Annotated in this window: 22 protein-coding genes and 1 tRNA gene; 10 read left to right on the top strand and 13 right to left on the bottom strand. The window is 61.3% G+C overall.

All coding sequences use genetic code 11. The features are described 5' to 3' along the window. Positions 1–43 precede the first annotated feature (43 nt). Complete coding sequence (locus tag ASG47_RS09070; RefSeq protein ID WP_061908406.1) at positions 44–346, top strand: BrnT family toxin; 303 nt, start codon at positions 44–46, stop codon at positions 344–346. Then, positions 330–599, top strand: a complete 270-nt coding sequence (locus ASG47_RS09065) for a BrnA antitoxin family protein (RefSeq protein ID WP_061908405.1) — start codon at positions 330–332, stop codon at positions 597–599. The genes ASG47_RS09070 and ASG47_RS09065 overlap by 17 nt, the downstream gene beginning before the upstream one ends. A 52-nt stretch (positions 600–651) precedes the next feature. Here ASG47_RS09065 and leuB read toward each other — a convergent pair whose 3' ends face one another. The 4 genes from leuB to leuD form a co-directional block, all read right to left on the bottom strand. Next, positions 652–1752: a 3-isopropylmalate dehydrogenase gene (gene leuB, locus ASG47_RS09060; protein WP_061908404.1), complete on the bottom strand. Its 1101-nt coding sequence runs from the start codon at positions 1750–1752 to the stop codon at positions 652–654. Positions 1753–1899: 147 nt separating this feature from the next. After that, positions 1900–2295: a RidA family protein gene (locus tag ASG47_RS09055; RefSeq protein WP_061908403.1), complete on the bottom strand. Its 396-nt coding sequence runs from the start codon at positions 2293–2295 to the stop codon at positions 1900–1902. 4 nt (positions 2296–2299) lie between these two features. Then, a complete protein-coding gene (locus tag ASG47_RS09050) occupies positions 2300–2728 on the bottom strand; it encodes a GNAT family N-acetyltransferase (RefSeq protein WP_061908402.1) in 429 nt (142 codons plus the stop codon). A gap of 3 nt (positions 2729–2731) precedes the next feature. After that, positions 2732–3337 (bottom strand): 3-isopropylmalate dehydratase small subunit, encoded by a 606-nt coding sequence (gene leuD / locus ASG47_RS09045; protein WP_061908401.1) that lies wholly within the window; start codon positions 3335–3337, stop codon positions 2732–2734. 252 nt (positions 3338–3589) lie between these two features. Here leuD and ASG47_RS09040 point away from each other — a divergent pair, with 252 nt between their 5' ends. Continuing rightward, complete coding sequence (locus ASG47_RS09040) at positions 3590–4561, top strand: PAS domain-containing protein (protein ID WP_162243238.1); 972 nt, start codon at positions 3590–3592, stop codon at positions 4559–4561. On the opposite strand, the gene ASG47_RS09035 is transcribed toward ASG47_RS09040, so the two are convergent. Then, positions 4558–5328 carry a FadR/GntR family transcriptional regulator gene (locus tag ASG47_RS09035; RefSeq protein WP_061908399.1) on the bottom strand — a complete coding sequence of 257 codons (771 nt, stop codon included), beginning with the start codon at positions 5326–5328 and terminating at the stop codon, positions 4558–4560. The two genes, ASG47_RS09040 and ASG47_RS09035, sit on opposite strands and share 4 nt — an antisense overlap. Positions 5329–5476: 148 nt before the next feature. Here ASG47_RS09035 and ASG47_RS09030 point away from each other — a divergent pair, with 148 nt between their 5' ends. Next, complete coding sequence (locus ASG47_RS09030; RefSeq protein ID WP_061908875.1) at positions 5477–6868, top strand: M20/M25/M40 family metallo-hydrolase; 1392 nt, start codon at positions 5477–5479, stop codon at positions 6866–6868. Positions 6869–6915: 47 nt separating this feature from the next. Here ASG47_RS09030 and ASG47_RS09025 read toward each other — a convergent pair whose 3' ends face one another. Further along, positions 6916–7278 (bottom strand): DUF1304 domain-containing protein, encoded by a 363-nt coding sequence (locus ASG47_RS09025; protein WP_061908398.1) that lies wholly within the window; start codon positions 7276–7278, stop codon positions 6916–6918. Positions 7279–7281: 3 nt separating this feature from the next. Beyond that, positions 7282–7992 carry a purine-nucleoside phosphorylase gene (deoD, locus tag ASG47_RS09020; RefSeq protein WP_061908397.1) on the bottom strand — a complete coding sequence of 237 codons (711 nt, stop codon included), beginning with the start codon at positions 7990–7992 and terminating at the stop codon, positions 7282–7284. Between the two features lie 125 nt (positions 7993–8117). On the opposite strand from deoD, the gene ASG47_RS09015 reads away from it, so the two are divergent. From ASG47_RS09015 to ASG47_RS09005, 3 genes are read left to right on the top strand one after another with little or no spacing between them, the layout of a single operon-like run. Further along, positions 8118–8597 carry an SRPBCC family protein gene (locus ASG47_RS09015; RefSeq protein ID WP_061908396.1) on the top strand — a complete coding sequence of 160 codons (480 nt, stop codon included), beginning with the start codon at positions 8118–8120 and terminating at the stop codon, positions 8595–8597. A gap of 59 nt (positions 8598–8656) precedes the next feature. Beyond that, entirely contained in the window at positions 8657–9610 is a 954-nt protein-coding gene (argC, locus tag ASG47_RS09010) for an N-acetyl-gamma-glutamyl-phosphate reductase (RefSeq protein ID WP_061908873.1), read from the top strand. Positions 9611–9627: 17 nt separating this feature from the next. Next, a complete protein-coding gene (locus tag ASG47_RS09005; RefSeq protein WP_061908395.1) occupies positions 9628–9915 on the top strand; it encodes a GNAT family N-acetyltransferase in 288 nt (95 codons plus the stop codon). Here the strand turns inward: ASG47_RS09005 and ASG47_RS09000 are convergent. The 4 genes from ASG47_RS09000 to ASG47_RS08985 form a co-directional block, all read right to left on the bottom strand. Then, positions 9912–10160: a hypothetical protein gene (locus ASG47_RS09000; protein ID WP_061908394.1), complete on the bottom strand. Its 249-nt coding sequence runs from the start codon at positions 10158–10160 to the stop codon at positions 9912–9914. The genes ASG47_RS09005 and ASG47_RS09000 overlap by 4 nt on opposite strands. A gap of 79 nt (positions 10161–10239) precedes the next feature. Then, positions 10240–10315, bottom strand: a tRNA-Ala gene (locus tag ASG47_RS08995). A 52-nt stretch (positions 10316–10367) separates the two neighbouring features. Then, positions 10368–11381, bottom strand: a complete 1014-nt coding sequence (locus ASG47_RS08990) for an SDR family oxidoreductase (RefSeq protein ID WP_061908393.1) — start codon at positions 11379–11381, stop codon at positions 10368–10370. A gap of 43 nt (positions 11382–11424) precedes the next feature. Next, positions 11425–12426 carry a Gfo/Idh/MocA family protein gene (locus ASG47_RS08985; protein ID WP_200940893.1) on the bottom strand — a complete coding sequence of 334 codons (1002 nt, stop codon included), beginning with the start codon at positions 12424–12426 and terminating at the stop codon, positions 11425–11427. Positions 12427–12598: 172 nt separating this feature from the next. Between ASG47_RS08985 and ASG47_RS08980 the strand changes: the two genes are divergently transcribed. From ASG47_RS08980 to ASG47_RS08970, 3 genes are all read left to right on the top strand, one after another. Beyond that, positions 12599–13948, top strand: a complete 1350-nt coding sequence (locus tag ASG47_RS08980) for a hypothetical protein (RefSeq protein ID WP_061908392.1) — start codon at positions 12599–12601, stop codon at positions 13946–13948. Next, complete coding sequence (locus ASG47_RS08975) at positions 13945–14757, top strand: ATP-dependent Clp protease proteolytic subunit (protein ID WP_156464041.1); 813 nt, start codon at positions 13945–13947, stop codon at positions 14755–14757. Before ASG47_RS08980 ends, ASG47_RS08975 begins: the two co-directional genes overlap by 4 nt. A gap of 83 nt (positions 14758–14840) precedes the next feature. Then, positions 14841–15119 carry a hypothetical protein gene (locus ASG47_RS08970; protein WP_061908391.1) on the top strand — a complete coding sequence of 93 codons (279 nt, stop codon included), beginning with the start codon at positions 14841–14843 and terminating at the stop codon, positions 15117–15119. Here the strand turns inward: ASG47_RS08970 and ASG47_RS08965 are convergent. Both ASG47_RS08965 and ASG47_RS08960 read right to left on the bottom strand, forming a co-directional pair. Then, positions 15070–16320 (bottom strand): GGDEF domain-containing protein, encoded by a 1251-nt coding sequence (locus tag ASG47_RS08965; protein WP_061908390.1) that lies wholly within the window; start codon positions 16318–16320, stop codon positions 15070–15072. The two genes, ASG47_RS08970 and ASG47_RS08965, sit on opposite strands and share 50 nt — an antisense overlap. 86 nt (positions 16321–16406) lie before the next feature. Continuing rightward, positions 16407–17423, bottom strand: a complete 1017-nt coding sequence (locus tag ASG47_RS08960) for an LLM class flavin-dependent oxidoreductase (protein ID WP_061908868.1) — start codon at positions 17421–17423, stop codon at positions 16407–16409. Positions 17424–17591: the final 168 nt, after the last annotated feature.

Below are 17591 nucleotides of genomic sequence, written 5' to 3'. Positions count from 1 at the left end.
TGTGCGGTATTGAAAGCGATGTATATTATGGTAATATACATTCATGATCGACTGGAGCCGAGTTCAAGGGTTCGATTGGGACGCGGGAAACGCGCGCAAGAGTGTGGATAAACATGGCGTGTCTCAGGCCGAGGCAGAACAGATGTTCTTCAATCAGCCACTTCTCACGCTCGCCGACGCCAAGCATAGCGATGTGGAACCTCGTTTTCACGCACTAGGGCATTCCAACGACAGAAGGCTGCTGCATGTAACCTTCACCTTGCGCCACGACGAGACGCGTATTCGGGTCATCTCTGCGCGCGATATGAATCGCAAGGAAAGGATCGTTTATGAGCAAGTCTCTTAAGCCGATACCGACATTTAAGACGGAAGCGGAAGAACGTGCGTTCTGGGAGAGCCACGACACCACCGACTATATCGATTGGGGCAAGGCGAAACAGGTCGTCATGCCCAATCTCAAGCCGTCGTCAGCATCCATCTCCCTACGCCTGCCGGTGGGCCTGCTCGATCAGATCAAAATTGCCGCGAATAAGCGCGATGTGCCTTATCAATCGCTGATCAAAATCTGGCTCGCTGAAAAGGTCGACAGCACCAAATAGAAAAGCCCCGGCGCGAACACCGGGGCTGTTGGCGTGACACCGAGTTTAAATCTTACGCCTTCAACTTAGCCAAGATTGCTGCGCCCATTTCTTCCGTGCCAACCGTCTTGCGATTGTCCTGGGCGATGTCGGCGCAGCGGAGGCCATCGGCGAGGACTGCGGCGATGGCGCCTTCGACCTTGTCGGCCAGTTCAATCATGCCGAACGAATAGCGCAGCGCCATGGCGTGCGAGGCGATCATGGCGATCGGGTTGGCAATGCCCTTGCCGGCAATGTCGGGGGCCGAGCCGTGGACGGGCTCATACATGGCCTTGCGCTTGCCGGTGACAGCATCTGGGGCACCGAGCGCTGCCGATGGCAGCATGCCGAGCGATCCGGTCAGCATCGCGGCCACGTCCGAGAGAATATCGCCAAAGAGGTTGTCGGTGACGATGACGTCGAATTGCTTTGGATTGCGCACCAACTGCATGGCGCAGTTGTCAGCCAGAATATGGTTGAAGGCGACGTCGGCATAATCCTTGGCAACAGTGCGGACGACTTCGTCCCACAGCACGCCTGATTTCATCACGTTCTTCTTGTCGGCCGAGTGGATCTTTTTGCCGCGCGTGCGGGCGAGATCGAAGGCGACGCGGGCTATCCGGTCGATTTCATAGGTTTCGTAAACCTGGGTATCGACGCCGCGCTTCTGGCCATTGCCAAGGTCGGTGATTTCCTTGGGCTCGCCGAAATAGACGCCGCCGGTCAGCTCGCGCACGATCAAGATATCGAGGCCTTCGACCAGCTCGCGCTTGAGCGCAGAGGCGTCGGCGAGTGCGGGGTAGCAGATGGCGGGACGGAGGTTCGCAAAAAGCCCCAGATCCTTGCGGAGGCGCAGGAGCGCGGCTTCCGGGCGCTTGTCATAGGGCACATTGTCCCACTTGGGGCCACCCACGGCGCCGAAGATAACGGCATCTGCCTTAAGCGCCTTGGCCATGTCGTCTTCGGAAATAGCCTCGCCATGCGCATCATAGGCGCAACCACCGGCAAGGCCGGTATCGGTGGCAAAGTCGGTGAGACCTTCGGCATTGGACCAGGCGATGATCTTTTCGACCTCGACCATGATCTCGGTGCCGATGCCGTCGCCCGGCAGAAGAAACAGGGAATGGGTGGCCATTTTTGGAAAACTCCTCGCCGTACTGGTGGGTACACCTTGGCTCGGCACATAGCTTTATTTTGGGTTTTTGCGCAAGGGTGCCCAAAACAAAACAGCGCCCCTTGGGGAGCGCTGTCAGTGTTAACGGAATGCTACCGAAACCGCGACCTAAGCGTGGCTCTTGGCAGCCCCGATCCGGGCCGTCACTTCGATCTCGATCTTCATGCCTTCCTCGATCATCGCAACTATGAGCATGGACGCGGCCGGGCGGATGTTTCCGAACACCGGACCCACCGCCGCGACGACCTCGTCCACATAAGACCGATCGCCGAGATAGTAGACGACCCGCACCGTATCCTCGATCGAAGAGCCGGCTTCCTTGAGCGCCTTGTCGATGGTCGCCAGCGCATTTTTCGCTTGTTCGCCAACGCTTTCCGGCATTTTCATCGTGGCATAGTCATAGCCCGTCGTGCCCGAGACATAGACGGTGTCCTCGTAGCGCACAGCACGCGAATAGCCGAAAGTCGCTTCAAAGGGAGAGCCGGTGGAAACGCGCTGGACCATGGGATCAACTCAAGGTTTTGTGGAGGAAATGCCGGGTAAAGCCCGGCGGATAATCAGTCAGGGCGCCGAACTCGGCGTAGCCAAGCTTCTTGTAAAAGCCCGGCGCCTGGAAGGAGAAAGTATCGAGCCAGATGCCGATGCAGCCGAGGTCTTTTGCGATCTGTTCTGCCTCCGCCATCAGCTTCTCGCCAAAACCCTTGCCGCGCAAATGCTCGGGAATGAAGAGCAACTCGACAAACATCCGGCTATAGCTGACCCGCGCCGTCAGCCCGCCGACGGAAGCGCCGGTTTCCGGGTCTTTGAGCGCGAGAGCGATGGTGCGTGGAGCACCAAAGCGGTTCTCCGTCTGCGCAGCATTATAGGCGATGAGGCCATCGAGAATGGCCGCCCGCGTATCGGGATGCGGCTCGGCCTCGAAGACAATTTCCGCCACGGTTTAGAGCCAGGGACGCTCGTTCGCCATCTTGCCCTCGAAGGACGAAATGGCGGGGTCGGATTTCAGCGTGCCAGCGATATCGTCGAGGCCTTCGAGCAGGATCTGCTTGCGCGATGGGTCGATATCGAAATGCAGCGTGCCGCCGTCCGGCCCCTTGATGGTCTGGGCTTCGAGGTCGATGCTGAGCGTCGCATTGGCACCGCGCTCCGCATCGTCGAGGAGGAGCTTCAGCTGCTCGGGCGAAACGACCAATGGCAAAATGCCGTTCTTGAAGCAGTTGTTGTAGAAAATGTCGGCGAAGCTCGTCGAAATAACGCAGCGAATGCCGAAATCGGCGAGGGCCCAAGGGGCGTGCTCGCGGCTGGAGCCGCAGCCAAAGTTGTCGCCGGCAATGACGATCTTGGCCTGGCGATAGGCTGGCTTGTTGAGGACGAAATCGGGGTTTTCCGAGCCGTCTTCATTGTAGCGCATCTCTGAAAACAGGGCGACGCCGAGGCCGGTGCGCTTGATCGTCTTGAGGTACTGCTTGGGAATGATCATATCGGTGTCGATATTGATGATCGGCAGGGGTGCTGCAACACCCGTCAATGTGGTGAACTTTTCCATCACGAAACCTCGCTTTATCTTGGGTCTTTGAGCCAAAGCGGGATCGGGGTCAAGTCGTCAGGTGGCTAAAGCGTTCGGCGCTTGACCAGCCATAGACCCTTTGTCTACTGGTACGCCTCAAGAATTTACGCGCGCGTCATCTTGCTTACCGGGGGGTTAGCAATGCAAGGACAAGTGCCTAAGATGGTGTCGCTCGGCCAAAGCGGCGCCTCTCATCCAACGTCTGGCCAGCTTTTGCGAGCCCTCGAAGCCATGGCAGGCACAGGCTTCTGCACGCTTTCCTTTGCCGATGGCAGAGTGCAGGCGTCGGAAGGTCTGCATGTGCTTGCTGGCACGACCGATCATATCGGCCAGCAAATCTCGCTCGAATTCATCGAGGCGCGGACCCATCCCGATGATCGGGCTGCGCTCGTCGAGAGTTTTCACATGCTCATGCGCGATCTCCTGCCCATGCGCCGCGATTTGCGGCTCATTCGCGAGGATGGCACGGTCCGGCAGCTCGAATTGCGGTTTGAGCGCCTGATGGATGACGCCAAGCGTCCCATAGGCTGGATCATCTGCGCACTCGATCGCACGCAGGAGGAGAGCCTCCGCAAAGCCATGAGCATGATGCGCCGCCGCCTTCATGCAGTCTTTGAGCGTCTTGATGTCGATATCGCCTGGTTCAGCTCGCTCGATGGCAAATTTCTCGAACTGATCCGCATGTCCGAAGACTTGGGCCTGCCGAAAACGCCGATCTTCACGCTCGAAAGCTGGTTTAATTCGATCCATCCGGACGACCGGCAGATCGTGCTCGACAGCATCGAGCGGCGGGACATTTACACAGGCGAGGTCCGGGTCGAAATCGCGCCGGGCGAATATGTGCCTATGCGCAATGTCCGCTATCCGGTTGCGGACGAAAATGGCCAGCCGGTCGAATGGCTCGGGCTCACTTCGATCAGGCGTCCTGGACATGGCGGGGTCATCGCGGAAGATGTGGCGAGCGAAGAGCTGCTTAATGGGCCGCTGCTGCGTGGCGCGCGCAATCTTCTCGGCTGGACCATTCCGGTTCTCGCGGAACAATCTGGCGTTTCAGCCTCGACCATCATGCGCATCGAGGAAGCGACGGCGCCGGTGATCGAGGTGGCGCGTCGGCGCACGGCCGAACGGCTGACCCTCGCCCTCACCGAGGGTGGGTTGATCTTTCACCGCACACTGACGGGAAAGCTCGCGATTTCGCTCTAGCTGTTAGCCGCTTCCATGCGCCCAGCAGCGCGAGCAAAGCCCTCGGCGATGGCCACGCGCATGGCCTCCCGGGCGGCGATTGCATCGCGCGCCAAAATTGCATCGGCAATGGCGCGATGCACCGCGACGGTCTGGGTCAGGGCCTCTGGCTCATTGACCGGCGAGGATATCGTGAAGGCCGCGGTCAGCGCCATTTCGACAAGCGCACTGATCGAAGCCATGAAGGGATTGCCCGACGCATCGGCCACGGTCTTGTGGAAATCGAGATCGTGGCGGGCAAAGTCCTCCGGCGTTTTGGCCTTCGCCATCAGCTCGATTGTCGCGAGGAGGCCCACAGCCTGATCATCGCTCCGCCGCTCGGCCGCGAGCGCCGCGGCTTCGATTTCGATACCGATGCGCACTTCAGCAAGGCTTTGCAGGAAGCTGACTTCCGGCCCGAGTTCGAAATGCCAGGCCAGGACGTCGGAGTCGAATAGATTCCAGCGATTGCGAGGCAGGACACGCGTGCCGATCCGCGCCCGCGCTTCGATCAGACCCTTGGCCGCCAACGTTTTCAGCGCTTCGCGCAGCACCGTGCGCGACACGCGAAACCGCTCCAGCAGTTCCGTATCGGGCGGCAGGATCGAGCCTTCGGGATATTGGCCGGAAACGATGGCAAAGCCTAGATCCCAGAGCACGTCCGAATGGAGGTTTCGCGCACGGTTGCGGCCCGAGAGAATGGCGATTAGGTCGCCTGAATGGCGCGCACGGCCGCCGGATCGATCCATGCTGGCTCTCCTTGGGCAATGGTCGGGCGACCTAATCACAGTCGAATAAGTATGACAATATAAGCGCCCCTCTGTGCACTGGACAGGCCGGGGCCCGCTCGCCATGGTGCGGCGCAATACGATTCCGAATTTGCCGCAGGACCTTGTCATGACCGAAAAAACTCAACTCGATGCCGTGCTCGCCCATGTCGATCAGGGGCTTGAGCAAAGTCTGGCGCGGCTTTTTGATCTTTTGCGCATCAAGTCGATCTCGACCGATCCCCCTTATGCCGCCGAATGCCAGAAGGCCGCCGACTGGATCGCCGGCGAGCTCAATGGCCTTGGTTTTGATGCCAGCGCCCGCCCGACCCCCGGCCATCCCGTCGTCGTCGCCCATGGCCCGGAACAGGCCGGCCCGCATGTGCTGTTTTATGCCCACTACGACGTGCAGCCGGTCGATCCGCTCAACCTCTGGCATTCCGATCCCTTCGATCCGCAGATCAAGGAAGACGCTGCCGGCCGCAAGATGATCGTTGCCCGCGGCGCGTCCGACGACAAGGGTCAGATGCTGACCTTCATCGAAGCCTGCCGCGCTTACAAGGCTGTCACGGGCAGCCTGCCGGTTCGCGTCTCGCTGATGCTCGAAGGCGAGGAAGAATCCGGCGGCAAGAACCTGCCGCCCTTCATGCGCGAAAATGCCGAGGAGTTGAAAGCCGATATCGCGCTCGTTTGCGATACCGATATGTGGGACCGGCAAACCCCGTCGATCACCACCATGCTGCGCGGCCTTGTCGCCGATGAGATCGTCATCACTGCGGCTGACAAGGACCTCCATTCCGGCATGTTCGGCAATGCGGCCCGTAATCCCAATCAGGTCCTGGCCGAAATCATCGCCAGCCTCCGCGCCCCGGATGGCTCGGTGACGCTCGACGGCTTTTATGACGATGTCGCCGAAATTTCGCCCGAGCTGAAAGCCCAGTGGCAGGGCCTTGGTTTCGATGAAAAGGCCTTTCTTGGCGAAGCGGGCCTATCGCTGCCGGCCGGCGAACAGAGCCGCTCGGTCCTCGAAATGCTCTGGGCCCGCCCAACCTGCGAAATCAATGGCATGATCGGCGGCTATACCGGCGACGGTTTTAAAACCGTCATTCCGTCCAAGGCTTCGGCGAAAATCTCGTTCCGCTTGGTCTCCGGCATGGACCCCAAGAAGATCCGTGCCGCTTTCCGGGCCCATGTCGAAAAGATGATCCCAGCCGATTGCTCGGTCGAGTTCATTCCGCATGGCGGCTCGCCGGCCATCACCGTCCCGGCCGATGGCGAATTCCTCCGCAAGGCGCTCAATGGTCTCTCAGCCGAATGGGGCAAGCAGGCCGTCATCACTGGCTCGGGCGGCTCGATCCCGGTTGCGGGCGATTTCAAGTCGATCCTCGGGCTCGATACGCTCCTCATCGGCTTTGCCCATGTGGACGATCAGATCCACAGCCCCAACGAGAAATACGATCTCGACAGCTTCCACCGCGGCATCCGCTCCTGGGTCCACGTGCTGGCCGCGCTTGCCGCGTAAAGTCATCACGTCATCCCCGCCCCGGCGGGGATGACATCGCTTTGGTTTCAAGCAAATACAACGGCGAGGATCGCCAGCACTGCGGGCACGGTCTGGACGAACACGATCTTCCGGCTCGATGTAGCGCCGCCCACAATGCCGGCAACGGCAACGCAGGTCAGGAAGAAGATCTTGATCTGCCAGGCCAGCGCCGGATCGGGATGCACGAGACCCCAGATGAGGCCGGCGGCGAGAAAGCCATTATAAAGGCCTTGATTGATGGCCAGCACCTTTGTGCTGCGCGCAAAATCGGGCGCCAGATTAAACGCCTTCTGGCCGCGCGGCGTGTCCCACCAGAGCATTTCCAAGAGCATGATATAGACATGCAGCAGCGCCACGGCTGCAACGAGAACAAAAGCCACAACCGTCATTTTTCAGGCCTCCACAGCAACATCGAGAGCAAGTTCAACCATGTCGCGCAGCGAGGTCTGGCGCGCTTCGGCGTCGATTTCCTCATGCGTGATCAGGCAATCGGTCATGGTGCAGATGGTCAGGGCGCGGACATCGAACCTGGCGGCGAGCGTATAGAGCACGGCCGCCTCCATCTCGACGCCGATCACGCCATGCTCGGGCAGCTTGTCGTAACCGGCCATGCCATCGGCATGATAGAAAATGTCCGACGAGAGCATATTGCCCGCATGATAGCGCAGGCCCCGGGCATCGGCCCTGTCTGCGGCGTCGCGCAACAGCCCGAAATCGGCCATGGGCGCAAAATTGAAGGCGCCGAACCGGCCCTTGACGATGGAGCTATCGGTCGAGGCCGCCTGCGCCAGAATGATGTCGCGCACCTTCACCTTGGCATTGAGTCCGCCGCAGGTGCCGACGCGGATCAGCGATTTGACCCCATAAACGTTGATCAACTCGTGCACATAGATGGCGAGCGATGGCTGGCCCATGCCGCTCGCCTGCACCGAAACCGGCTTGCCCTTCCAGGTGCCGGTATAGCCAAGGCAATTGCGGACGGAATTGACGAGGTTGGGCGCCTCGAAAAACGTCTCGGCGATCCATTTGGCGCGCAGGGGATCACCGGGCAGCAGCACGGCCTCGGCATAGTCGCCAGGTTTTGCATGATTATGCGGGGTCAAGGTTTTCTCCTCGTCTCGTGCCGGTACCGAGCAATGACACCAGCGCCAAGAGTTGACAATCCCAGTGCGGAACGCGCTCGCCAGTCCCGGCATTGCTCCTCTTCAAGGGACAGAAGGAGGCTGGGATGTCCGACAAGATAGAAGCCAAGGTGACGCACCGTTTTCGCGCGAGCCCGGAGCGGGTCTATGACGCGTTCGTCGATCCTGATCTGGCGCGCCGCTGGCAGGCGGCGTGGCTCCGGCGCAGCGGGGAAAGCGGCAATCTGACCGAAGTGCAGCTCGAGCCACGCGTCGGTGGCCGCCTGATGCTGGCCGATGGGCAGACCGGAACGCGCGCCCGCCATTTCGGGGAATTCCTCGCGCTTGAGCGGCCGAGCAAGATCGCCTTTTCCTGGATGGTGCATGAAAGCGAGGCCGAGGATCCGGCCATCGTCGAAATGATCATCGAGCCCGAAGCCAATGGCCCCGGCAGCGTCGTCACCCTCTACAACACGCTCGATGCGCAATTCGAAGATTGGCTGGCCCAGACCGAACGCGGCTGGATGGCCATGCTTGGTGGTATCGAGGATGTCATCGAGAGGCGCGATATTCCCTCGATGCGCTAGGCGCTTGACGCGCGTGGTCCTGCGGCCCATCTAAAGCGCGAAACTTTTGGAGCATGATCATGGTCGCCAAGATCTTTATTGATGGGGAAGCCGGAACCACGGGGCTGCAGATCCGCGATCGCCTTGCCGGCCGCCGCGATCTCGAAGTGCTCTCCATCGCGCCCGAAAAGCGCAAGGATCAGGACGAGCGCAAGCGCCTCCTCAATGCAGCCGATGTCGCCATCCTGTGCCTCCCCGATGAGGCGGCCAAGGAAAGCGTGCGGCTCATCGAAAACGGCACGACCCGCGTCATCGATGCCTCGACCGCTTTCCGCGTCAATCCCGATTGGGCTTATGGCTTTGCCGAAATGGACAAGGGCCAGGGCGAGAAAATCGCCAATGCCCGCTATGTCTCCAATCCTGGCTGTTGGCCGCAGGGCCTGATCGCTGGTCTCCGTCCGCTGATCGCGGCTGGCCTTATCCCCGCCGATCATCCGATCATCTATCACGGCATTTCCGGCTATACCGGAGGCGGCCGCCAGATGGTCGAGGATTATGTGGCCGAGGGTGCATCGGCGAGCCAATATATGCCCTATGGCCTCACCTTCGTGCATAAGCATGTGCCGGAAATGACGCTCTATACCGGCCTTCAGCGTGAACCGCTGTTTGAGCCCGTCGTCGGCAATTTCGCGCAAGGGATGACGACGTCCCTGCCGCTTCATTTGGGCATGCTCGCCAAGGTCCCGACCGGTGCCGAAATCCACGCCGCCATTGCCGATCACTTCGCTGCCGTCCCCGACAGTTTCGTCAAGGTCGCACCCTATGATCCCGCCCTCGGCAAGACCGCTGCGCTCGATCCGCAGGTGCACAACGGCACCAATACGCTGACTCTCCATGTCTTTGCCAATGACGCGCGGGCCCAGGCCGCGGTGGTCGCGGTCTACGACAATCTCGGCAAGGGCGCCTCGGGCGCCGCGGTCCAAAATCTCAACCTTATGTTGGGCGTTGCGGCAGCCGAAAGCCTTGCCGCCTGAGAAAGGGTTTTGCGAGCATGACCGACTATCAAATCCGGCGTGAAGACGACGCAACGCATGGGCGCTATGTCATCGACCTCGCGCCCGGCGCCGAGGCCGAAATGACCTATCGCAAGGCCGATGGCCGTATCATCGTCGACCATACCGGCGTGCCGCGCGAATACGAAGGTCGCGGCATCGCTCTACAACTGGTCAAAGCCTCGATCGCCGATGCGCGCAGCGAAGGGTTCAAGATCACCCCAATCTGCCCCTATGTGGTTGTGCAGTTCGATCGCCACCCCGATTGGGCGGATCTGCGCGCCTAGTCTTCGTAGGCGAGGCCGAGCAGATTATTCTCGCGCCAGATCAGCCGGCAGAGTTCGAGCCGATGCCCGAAGAGCACATAAAAACGCTCGGGCGTCGGCCATGGCTCCAAAAGCTCCACCTTTGCCCCAAATGGCGATGCGTTGCGCAACAGGGCGGGCACGCGCAAAAGCCCATCGCCCAGCACGATCGTGGCATCGAGCCGAACCTTATCCCGTGGCCGAAGCCTGCGCTCTTTCTGTTCCATCCCCCTACAATAGCCCAGACCCCGCCCGCGATCCTGCCGCGTTTAATTCAAAGGCGATGGAAGTGGATTCAGGGAGGTTTGGTGGAGCTGAGCGGGATCGAACCGCTGGCCTCGTCATTGCGAACGACGCGCTCTCCCAACTGAGCTACAGCCCCACATCGTTTTCAATATTGCCATGTTCGGACCGTGGATCAAGAGGGTTCGCCGTTAGACAAGGCGGTGTTCGATCAGGCTCTTGCCAGTGGCTATGGCAGAATCTGCGGCTGTGATCAGCGGACGTCCAAGCCGTTCGCTGCCGCGGTGGCCGTCGAGGCGTTTGAGAGCGCCGAGCTCGTGGATGTTGCCCGCGATGTCCCGATCGAACAGCGCGGCGATCCTCACCATGAAATTGGGCAATTCAGCCGTCGGAATGCGGCGGTCCGGAAAGGCCGGCTTCATCGCCTTTGCCAAGTCGGCCATGCGATAGGTGCCTTCCGAGGCGATGCAGCGATGGCCGGCTGCAGCGGGATTGGTCATGGCATCGACATGGAGCGCGGCGACATCGCGCACGTCGACGATCGACATGCCCAGTTTCGGTACGGCCGGCAATTTGCCGTCGAGGAGGCGCGAAACCAGCGCCGCGGATGTGCCCGGATCTTCGTCGAGCAGTGGCCCGAGAATGGCGGCCGGATTGATCACCGCCAGATCATCGTGCCGCCCAGCCTTGTCCATCAGCTCCCACGCGGCTTTTTCCGCCAGGGTTTTGGATTTGGCATAGGCGCCTGTTTTGGGGCTCTCGACAGTGGTCCAGTCCGCCTCGGTCAAGACGCGCGCATAGTCCTCATGGCCATATTGGATCGCGGCGATGGACGAGGTCAGCACCACGCGCTCAACCTCAGCGCGCAAAGCCGCCTCGATCGCCCGGCGCGTGCCGTCCACGGCCGGGCGGATCAGCTCGTTCGGGTCCTTGGGAATTTCGAGCACGAAGGGCGAGGCCGTGTGCTGGAGAAAGCGCACGCCCGCCATCGCCGCATCCCAGCCCTTATCGTCGAGGAGATCGAGCGCGACGAAATCGAGCCGGCTGACATCGGCCCCCGCCTTGGCGAGCGTTGCCCGTACCTTATCGGCCTTATCGAGCTTGCGGACGCTGCCGCGCACGGCATAGCCGGCCTTGAGCAGAGCCAATGCCACATGACCGCCGAGAAAGCCGGAAATGCCGGTGAGAAGAACAAGATCGGTCATGGCGCGGTTTTCCCAAATAGGTCCTTACGAACGCGACGACAGTTCAGACCGTTTCCCAGCGCTCCGATTTTTCGCTCCGGAAGATGGCATCGAGCACCTTCATCGAGGCAATCGCATCCTCGATGCCATAGGGCAGGGGCGTTTCGCCGAGCACTGCCGCGGCAAAGGCCCGTGCCTGCTCGGTATATTGATCGCAAGCGGGGAGGATTTCGCGTCGCGCCAGCGAGCCATCGAGCGGCGAGCCGGTATCGACGGTGATGGCCGTGCGCTCGTCGGCAGGCGCATTGTAGGGGATGAGAATTTCAAGCTTGCCCTTGGTCCCCTGCACGAGAACCCGCTGATGCGGCACGAGCTGGGTGGAGCAGTTAAAGGTCAGCCGCTTGCCCTGGCCGAAATCGAGAATGGCGCTCGCCAACCGATCCGTACCGAAACCGGGGTCGCGCTCGACAAGCGAAACCACGCGCTGCGGTTCGGCTTCGAACAAGAACCGGCCTGATGTCACCGGATAGCACCCGATGTCCAAAATGCCGCCGCCGCCGATATCGGCCTGATTGCGCACATTGCCCGCATCGTTGTTAAAATAGGAAAAGACTGCGTTGATGGCGCGGACTTCGCCGAGTTCGCCCGAGCGGATGATTTCGCGCGCCCGCTGCCATTGGGGATGAAAGCGGATCATGAAGGCTTCCATGACGAGGCGCCCCTCGGGCACCTGCCGCAGCTCTTCGGCCTCCTTGGCGGTTATGGCGATCGGCTTTTCGCAGAGCACATGCTTGCCGGCGCGCGCCGCGGCAAGACTCATTGGGATATGGAGGTGATTGGGGAGCGGATTATAGATCGCGTCGATCTCGGGATCGGCAAACAGTTCCTCATAGGAACCATAGGCTTTGGCAATTCCGAGCGTATCGGCGGCTCCCCGAGCTTTGCTGAGATCGCGTGAGGCAATGGCGACCACTTCGCAATTGTCCGCCTTCTGGATGGCCGGCGTCACCTTGGCCATGCCGATATTGGCGGTCGACAAAATCCCCCAGCGCACTTTCTTGGTCACGTCGCATCTCCTCGCTTCTGTCTAAGGCCTAGCCTTGCGGCGGGTCCGAGGGCAAGGGCCACCTTCCAAACGCCGGGTTGCCAGCACACGCTTTTGTGCCTCCATCTTGCCGGGTTGCTCATGTTAACGTCGCGCTAACAGGGCCCGTGGGGCCCGAGCAGCGGGGACATTCATGCAGCTCAAGCCCAATGCCTTCCGGCTCAGCGAGACGGTGCGCGGCGTCGAAACCATGACGCGCTTTTCCCTCGCCGTGCTGGCGCTGGCGTCCGGTGTTTATACTTATCTCGGCGTGCGCGGCCTGCTCGATGGTTCCGCCACCTTCGTCTTCTTTGCCGCCATCATCTATTCGGCCGCCGTCTCGGTCGCCATCTACGCCTTCTGGACCTTCATGATGCGGTTCATTCCGCTCGTGACCTCGGGAGTGCAGCGCGTCGGGCTCTTTCTCACCATGGGCGTGGGCTGCCTGATGATCATGGCCATGAGTTCGTGGCTCAATGCCGCTGCGCTCGCCGGCTCAGCCGCCACCGAACAGCATATGGCTGTCACCCTGCAGGGCTATGCCGAAGACCTCGATCTCGCCCATGCCAATGCGCTCGCAGCGCAAAGCCTTCTTCCCGACGTGCAGCGCGCGGCCGAGCGGTTTTCGGGCCTCGCGGCCGATGAACGCGAATCCGGTGCTTTGACAGGTACCACCGGTTCGGGCAGCGTCGTGCAATTGCTCACCCAGATGGGCACGCAGATGAACCAGCTTGCGGCCACCATCACCGGCAGCCGCGACGAAGTGGCAACGCTCTTTGAGCAGGGCTCGGCTCGGCTCGCCACCATGCGCGAATTGGTTTCAACGCCCGGCGCCATCGAGCCGCGCACCGATAGTTTTCAAAGCGAGGCCGTGCAGCTCTCGGCCATCATCGCGTCCCTCCAACAAACCGGCGTTGCGGCATCCGTCCGTCGCGCATCCGATGATCTCTCGGCGGGCTTCATCGCGCCGGTCGCCGATGGACAATCGGCCGATCTGATGAACCGCCAGGGCCAGGTGATGGAGACGGTGCGCGCTTCCGTCGCCGCACAATCCGCCGCGCTCAGCGCCGCGGCCGACGAAATCCTTGCAACGCCCCCCGTCGAACAGCGGCGCTATACGCCCCTCTCCAGCGCCGAAGCCGTGCTCCGCTATTGGCAGGATTTTATCCCGTCCTGGGCCGGCGCCATTTCCATCGATCTGCTTCCCGTCGTGCTCGTGCTCGTCCTCATGATCGTCAACGACGCCATGCGCCGGGAGTCTTCGTCGCTCGAAGAAGCCGAAAACATCACGGCTGCCGAAATGCTGCGGGCCATGGCGCTTTATCGCCGTATGGAGGCGGCTGGGATCGATGTGACGACGGGTCAACCAACACGCGAGCCCGAGGTTGAACCGGCTCCCGCCGAACCGATCCCTGCCGTGGCCGAGGCGCCCGTGGAAGATGCCACCGTCACCCCCATCGAAACCGCGCAGCGCAAGCGCACCGATGGGCCGCGCCCGGCATGAAAACCGACGCCAATGCCCGCGCACAATCAGCAAGCCCGGGCATCATCGCCCGGCTCGCTGCCATCGACGATGGCGCAATCATCCGCGTCGCCTTCTTTGCGCTGCTGGTCGGAACGGCAAGCGTGCTCTATGTCGATTTTCGCGAGTTGGCACTGAGTGAACCGCCGGCTGTGCTGCCCACCCTCGAGCCCATTCTGCCGCCGGCTCAGCCCACTGAAGGTGACCCGGCCGGCCGGCCGATGCCGTCCATCACTACAGCGCCCGATCTCCTTGAAGCGCCACTTGCTATCACCCTTTCGGCCGGTGGCGAGCTCAAGCTGACCGGCAGCATCGATCCCGGCTCCGCGCAAAGATTTGCCGACGAGATTGCGGCGCGCGGCGAATACGTTGAGACTGTCGTTCTCGATTCGCCCGGAGGTTCGGTGATGGACGCGCTGGAGATCGGCGCCCTCATCCAGGAGAAGGCCCTCGCGACCAAGGTTGTCGCGGGTAATCTTTGTGCCTCGTCCTGCCCCATTATTTTCGCCTCGGGCGCCGAGCGCATCGCCAGTCCCGATGCCGCCATCGGCGTTCACCAGATCTATGCGGCGAGCCTTGGCGAGGGCTCGGCCGATGCTATTGCGGTCGCGGGTGTTGCCATGGCCGATGCGCAGGCGACGACGGCGCAGATCACGCGGCACCTCATCAAGAGCGGGGTCGACCCCGCCATGTGGCTGCACGCGCTCGATACGCCGCCAGACCGGCTCTATTATTTTTCAGCGGAGGAAATGGAGGAGCTAAAGCTCGTCACACAAGTCGAGCAGAATTGAAGCAATTCACGGAACCGATGGAGGATCGGGTCCGTTACGCAGCTAAGGGCCAATGTGCCCAAACCTCGTGGAGGAGGCCAAACATGTCGAACACACACACTTTGACGCGCCACAGCGACATTCAAAGCTGGGTTAGCGATCGCAAGGGCATTCCAGCAATCGCCCGTATCAGAAACCGTTTCGGCGAAGAGAAATCCAAGCTTTTGCTTCGCTTTGTGCGCAGCCAGGGCCTCGGCGTCGATGACGGCATGAGCCCTTGTTCCTGGACAGCCTGGTTCGCCGAACTGGACCGCCAGCAACTCGCGCTCAAGATTACCCCGACCGGCGAGTATGAACTGGTTCCGCGTGCGGCGCTGAACTGAGTTTTTCTGCGCTCGCGGCGCTCTGAGGCGCATTGGAATCCAAGCTTGGGGCAGGGGCAATAGACACCCTGTCCCGACCCTTTGCCTTGGCATCATAAAGCGCCATATCGGCCCGCCGCAGCAAGTTCGAGAGGCTTTCGCCCTCATCAAGCACCGCAATGCCGAATGAGCAGGTAATCCGCTTGTCGGTGCCGCGAAACTCCTTGGGCAGATCCCGTAGCCGCAATCGCGCCGCCTCGGCTGCGCCCCGCGCGACCGGTAGCCCGGCCCCCGGCAGGAGCACGGCAAACTCTTCGCCCCCCATCCGCGCCACGACGGCGCGTTGATCAAAGCTCTCTTTCAAAAGCTCGCCAAACATTGCGATCACCTGATCGCCACGGTCGTGACCATAGGTGTCGTTGATCTGCTTGAAATGGTCGATATCGGCCGTGATCGCGACGGCAGGCATTCCCGCCCGCTGCGCCATCAGCCGCGCCCGCTCGGCCTGTTCGTCAAAGCCGCGCCGGTTGAGAAGGCCTGAAAGCGGGTCAGTTTCGGAGAGCGTCGTCATGTCCGCAATGACGTCGCGCGTCATGATCAAGAGAATGAGCAGACCATTGGCGATGATCAAGACGCCGCCACTCGCCTGCGAAATGGCGGCATAATTGCTCGAGAGATAGCCCTGAACCGACCCTCCCGAGCCGATAGCCAGCGCCAAGAACGGCTTGCTCAAAAACGTCAGCGCGCTCAGCGCAAAGAGCGAAACCAGCGTCAGGTCCAGCATGCGCCGCGATCTGTTGGCCAAAATGATCTGAATGCCGATCACATGCATCAGCGCATAGGGCGCCTGATAGATCAGCCCCCGCGCCAGCGAATCCCGCGGCATGCCGAGCGTGAAGAGATTGACCCCCAGCGCCAGCGCAAACAAGAGGCCGAGCGAGAGCCACGGCACCCTGACCTCGTAGTGCCGCGCGAGACCAATATTGGAAAACAGCATGGCCGTCAGAAATGCGGCAAAACTGCCGTAGGCGGCGGCCTGCGCATTGGTCTGGTAGGGCATGGAATATTCGAGCAGCCCGATGACGAAAGTCATCGAATAGGCCAGAGCCTGCCAGCGCGCGCCCACGGCCGAGCGGCGATAAACGGCAATGAAGCCGAACGCCGAGACGAAGATGGCCCCGACGCAAAGATTGATTGCCAGAACGATGCTCGCCGCGCTCAAGGACTGCTTCCGGAAATTTGAACCGGCTCAGCCTGACAGAGCTTCCGTAAGACATCGTAAAGCTGGGTATGCAGCCTAAGGGGCGCTTAGCCCCGCGGCGTCACGCCAAGCGCCTGGCCCAGAAGTTCGAACGAGCGACGGCGCAACTCGTAGGAGTGGATCGTCGTCGTGATCATCACTTCGTCGGCCCCTGCTTCTTCGGCCTTGGCCGTGATTTCTTCGGCCATGCGCTCAGCGCTGCCGACCATCCAGAGACTGCCCTGATGGGAAATCACCTGCTGCTGTTGCGGGGTCAGCGATTTCATCCGCTGTGTTGCGGCTTCCGGCGGCATCAGGTTGCGCTGCTCGCCGGTGACGAAGAGCGCCCAATTGACCGCCTGCGAGGTCGCAAGAAACGCCGCTTCTTCCTCTGTCGGCGCTGCAATCACCGAAAGGCACAAAATCGTCTTGGGCTCGGCAAAGTCTTCAGACGGCACGAAGGCCTCGCGATAGGCGGCAAAGGCCGGCGCCGCGGGCGTGTGCGAAAAATGCGCGGCAAAGGCATAGCCAAAGCCAATCTGGCCAGCCGCTTGCGCGCTGGCACCGGACGAACCCAGCAGCCACTTTGGCGGCAGGCGAATACCGCCTGGCGAAACCGGTACGCGCGAATAGGGATGATCGGGCGGGAAATTGTCCTCGTCGAACGCCATGAGTTCAGCGAGGTACTGCGAAAATTCCTCGCCGCCGCTTGAGCGCAGCGCCCGCATGGCATAGCCGTCGCCACCCGGTGCGCGGCCGAGCCCGAGATCGATGCGGCCGGGGTGCAGCGCTTCCAGGGTCCGATAGGCTTCGGCAATGCGCAGCGGCGCGTGATTGAGCAGCATCACGCCGCCCGAGCCGACGCGCAGCCCCTTGGTCGCCGCAGCCGCGCTGCCGATCAGGATTTCCGGCACGGAGGAGGCAATCGAGGGCATGCCATGGTGTTCGGCATACCAAAGCCGATGATAGCCATAATCGTCTGCCGCCTGCGCCAGCTTCACCGTCTCGGCCATGGCGTCGGTGGTCGAACTGCCTTGGGCGATGGGGGCGAGATCCTGGAGCGAAAGGGCAAAAGAAGCAGACATGACATTATCCGGTTTGAAACCAATCATCGTTAGATCACGATGATGGCGCCCTAATTCAACCCTCGATCGCGGCTTTCCGGTCACTTTTGCCGCTGCACGCGCCGCAATCGCACTTGGGGGCTGGAGCAGAATTGACTTTTGAGGCTAGTGAGGTGCTTCTTGGGGAAC

It is taken from the genome of Devosia sp. Leaf420, assembly GCF_001425445.1.
GTDB lineage: Bacteria > Pseudomonadota > Alphaproteobacteria > Rhizobiales > Devosiaceae > Devosia.
The sequence above is the reverse complement of the archived record's forward strand: the minus strand, read 5'-3'. Positions and strand labels throughout refer to the sequence as shown.

What these genes read in the sequence shown, in the direction of transcription:
- ASG47_RS09070 (WP_061908406.1), top strand. Translation starts at nt 44, where the DNA reads ATGATCGACTGGAGCCGAGTTCAAGGGTTCGATTGGGACGCGGGAAAC.
- ASG47_RS09065 (WP_061908405.1), top strand. Translation starts at nt 330, where the DNA reads ATGAGCAAGTCTCTTAAGCCGATACCGACATTTAAGACGGAAGCGGAA.
- leuB (WP_061908404.1), bottom strand. Translation starts at nt 1,752, where the DNA reads ATGGCCACCCATTCCCTGTTTCTTCTGCCGGGCGACGGCATCGGCACC.
- ASG47_RS09055 (WP_061908403.1), bottom strand. Translation starts at nt 2,295, where the DNA reads ATGGTCCAGCGCGTTTCCACCGGCTCTCCCTTTGAAGCGACTTTCGGC.
- leuD (WP_061908401.1), bottom strand. Translation starts at nt 3,337, where the DNA reads ATGGAAAAGTTCACCACATTGACGGGTGTTGCAGCACCCCTGCCGATC.
- ASG47_RS09040 (WP_162243238.1), top strand. Translation starts at nt 3,590, where the DNA reads ATGGCAGGCACAGGCTTCTGCACGCTTTCCTTTGCCGATGGCAGAGTG.
- ASG47_RS09035 (WP_061908399.1), bottom strand. Translation starts at nt 5,328, where the DNA reads ATGGATCGATCCGGCGGCCGTGCGCGCCATTCAGGCGACCTAATCGCC.
- ASG47_RS09030 (WP_061908875.1), top strand. Translation starts at nt 5,477, where the DNA reads ATGACCGAAAAAACTCAACTCGATGCCGTGCTCGCCCATGTCGATCAG.
- ASG47_RS09025 (WP_061908398.1), bottom strand. Translation starts at nt 7,278, where the DNA reads ATGACGGTTGTGGCTTTTGTTCTCGTTGCAGCCGTGGCGCTGCTGCAT.
- ASG47_RS09015 (WP_061908396.1), top strand. Translation starts at nt 8,118, where the DNA reads ATGTCCGACAAGATAGAAGCCAAGGTGACGCACCGTTTTCGCGCGAGC.
- argC (WP_061908873.1), top strand. Translation starts at nt 8,657, where the DNA reads ATGGTCGCCAAGATCTTTATTGATGGGGAAGCCGGAACCACGGGGCTG.
- ASG47_RS09005 (WP_061908395.1), top strand. Translation starts at nt 9,628, where the DNA reads ATGACCGACTATCAAATCCGGCGTGAAGACGACGCAACGCATGGGCGC.
- ASG47_RS09000 (WP_061908394.1), bottom strand. Translation starts at nt 10,160, where the DNA reads ATGGAACAGAAAGAGCGCAGGCTTCGGCCACGGGATAAGGTTCGGCTC.
- ASG47_RS08990 (WP_061908393.1), bottom strand. Translation starts at nt 11,381, where the DNA reads ATGACCGATCTTGTTCTTCTCACCGGCATTTCCGGCTTTCTCGGCGGT.
- ASG47_RS08980 (WP_061908392.1), top strand. Translation starts at nt 12,599, where the DNA reads ATGCAGCTCAAGCCCAATGCCTTCCGGCTCAGCGAGACGGTGCGCGGC.
- ASG47_RS08975 (WP_156464041.1), top strand. Translation starts at nt 13,945, where the DNA reads ATGAAAACCGACGCCAATGCCCGCGCACAATCAGCAAGCCCGGGCATC.
- ASG47_RS08970 (WP_061908391.1), top strand. Translation starts at nt 14,841, where the DNA reads ATGTCGAACACACACACTTTGACGCGCCACAGCGACATTCAAAGCTGG.
- ASG47_RS08960 (WP_061908868.1), bottom strand. Translation starts at nt 17,423, where the DNA reads ATGTCTGCTTCTTTTGCCCTTTCGCTCCAGGATCTCGCCCCCATCGCC.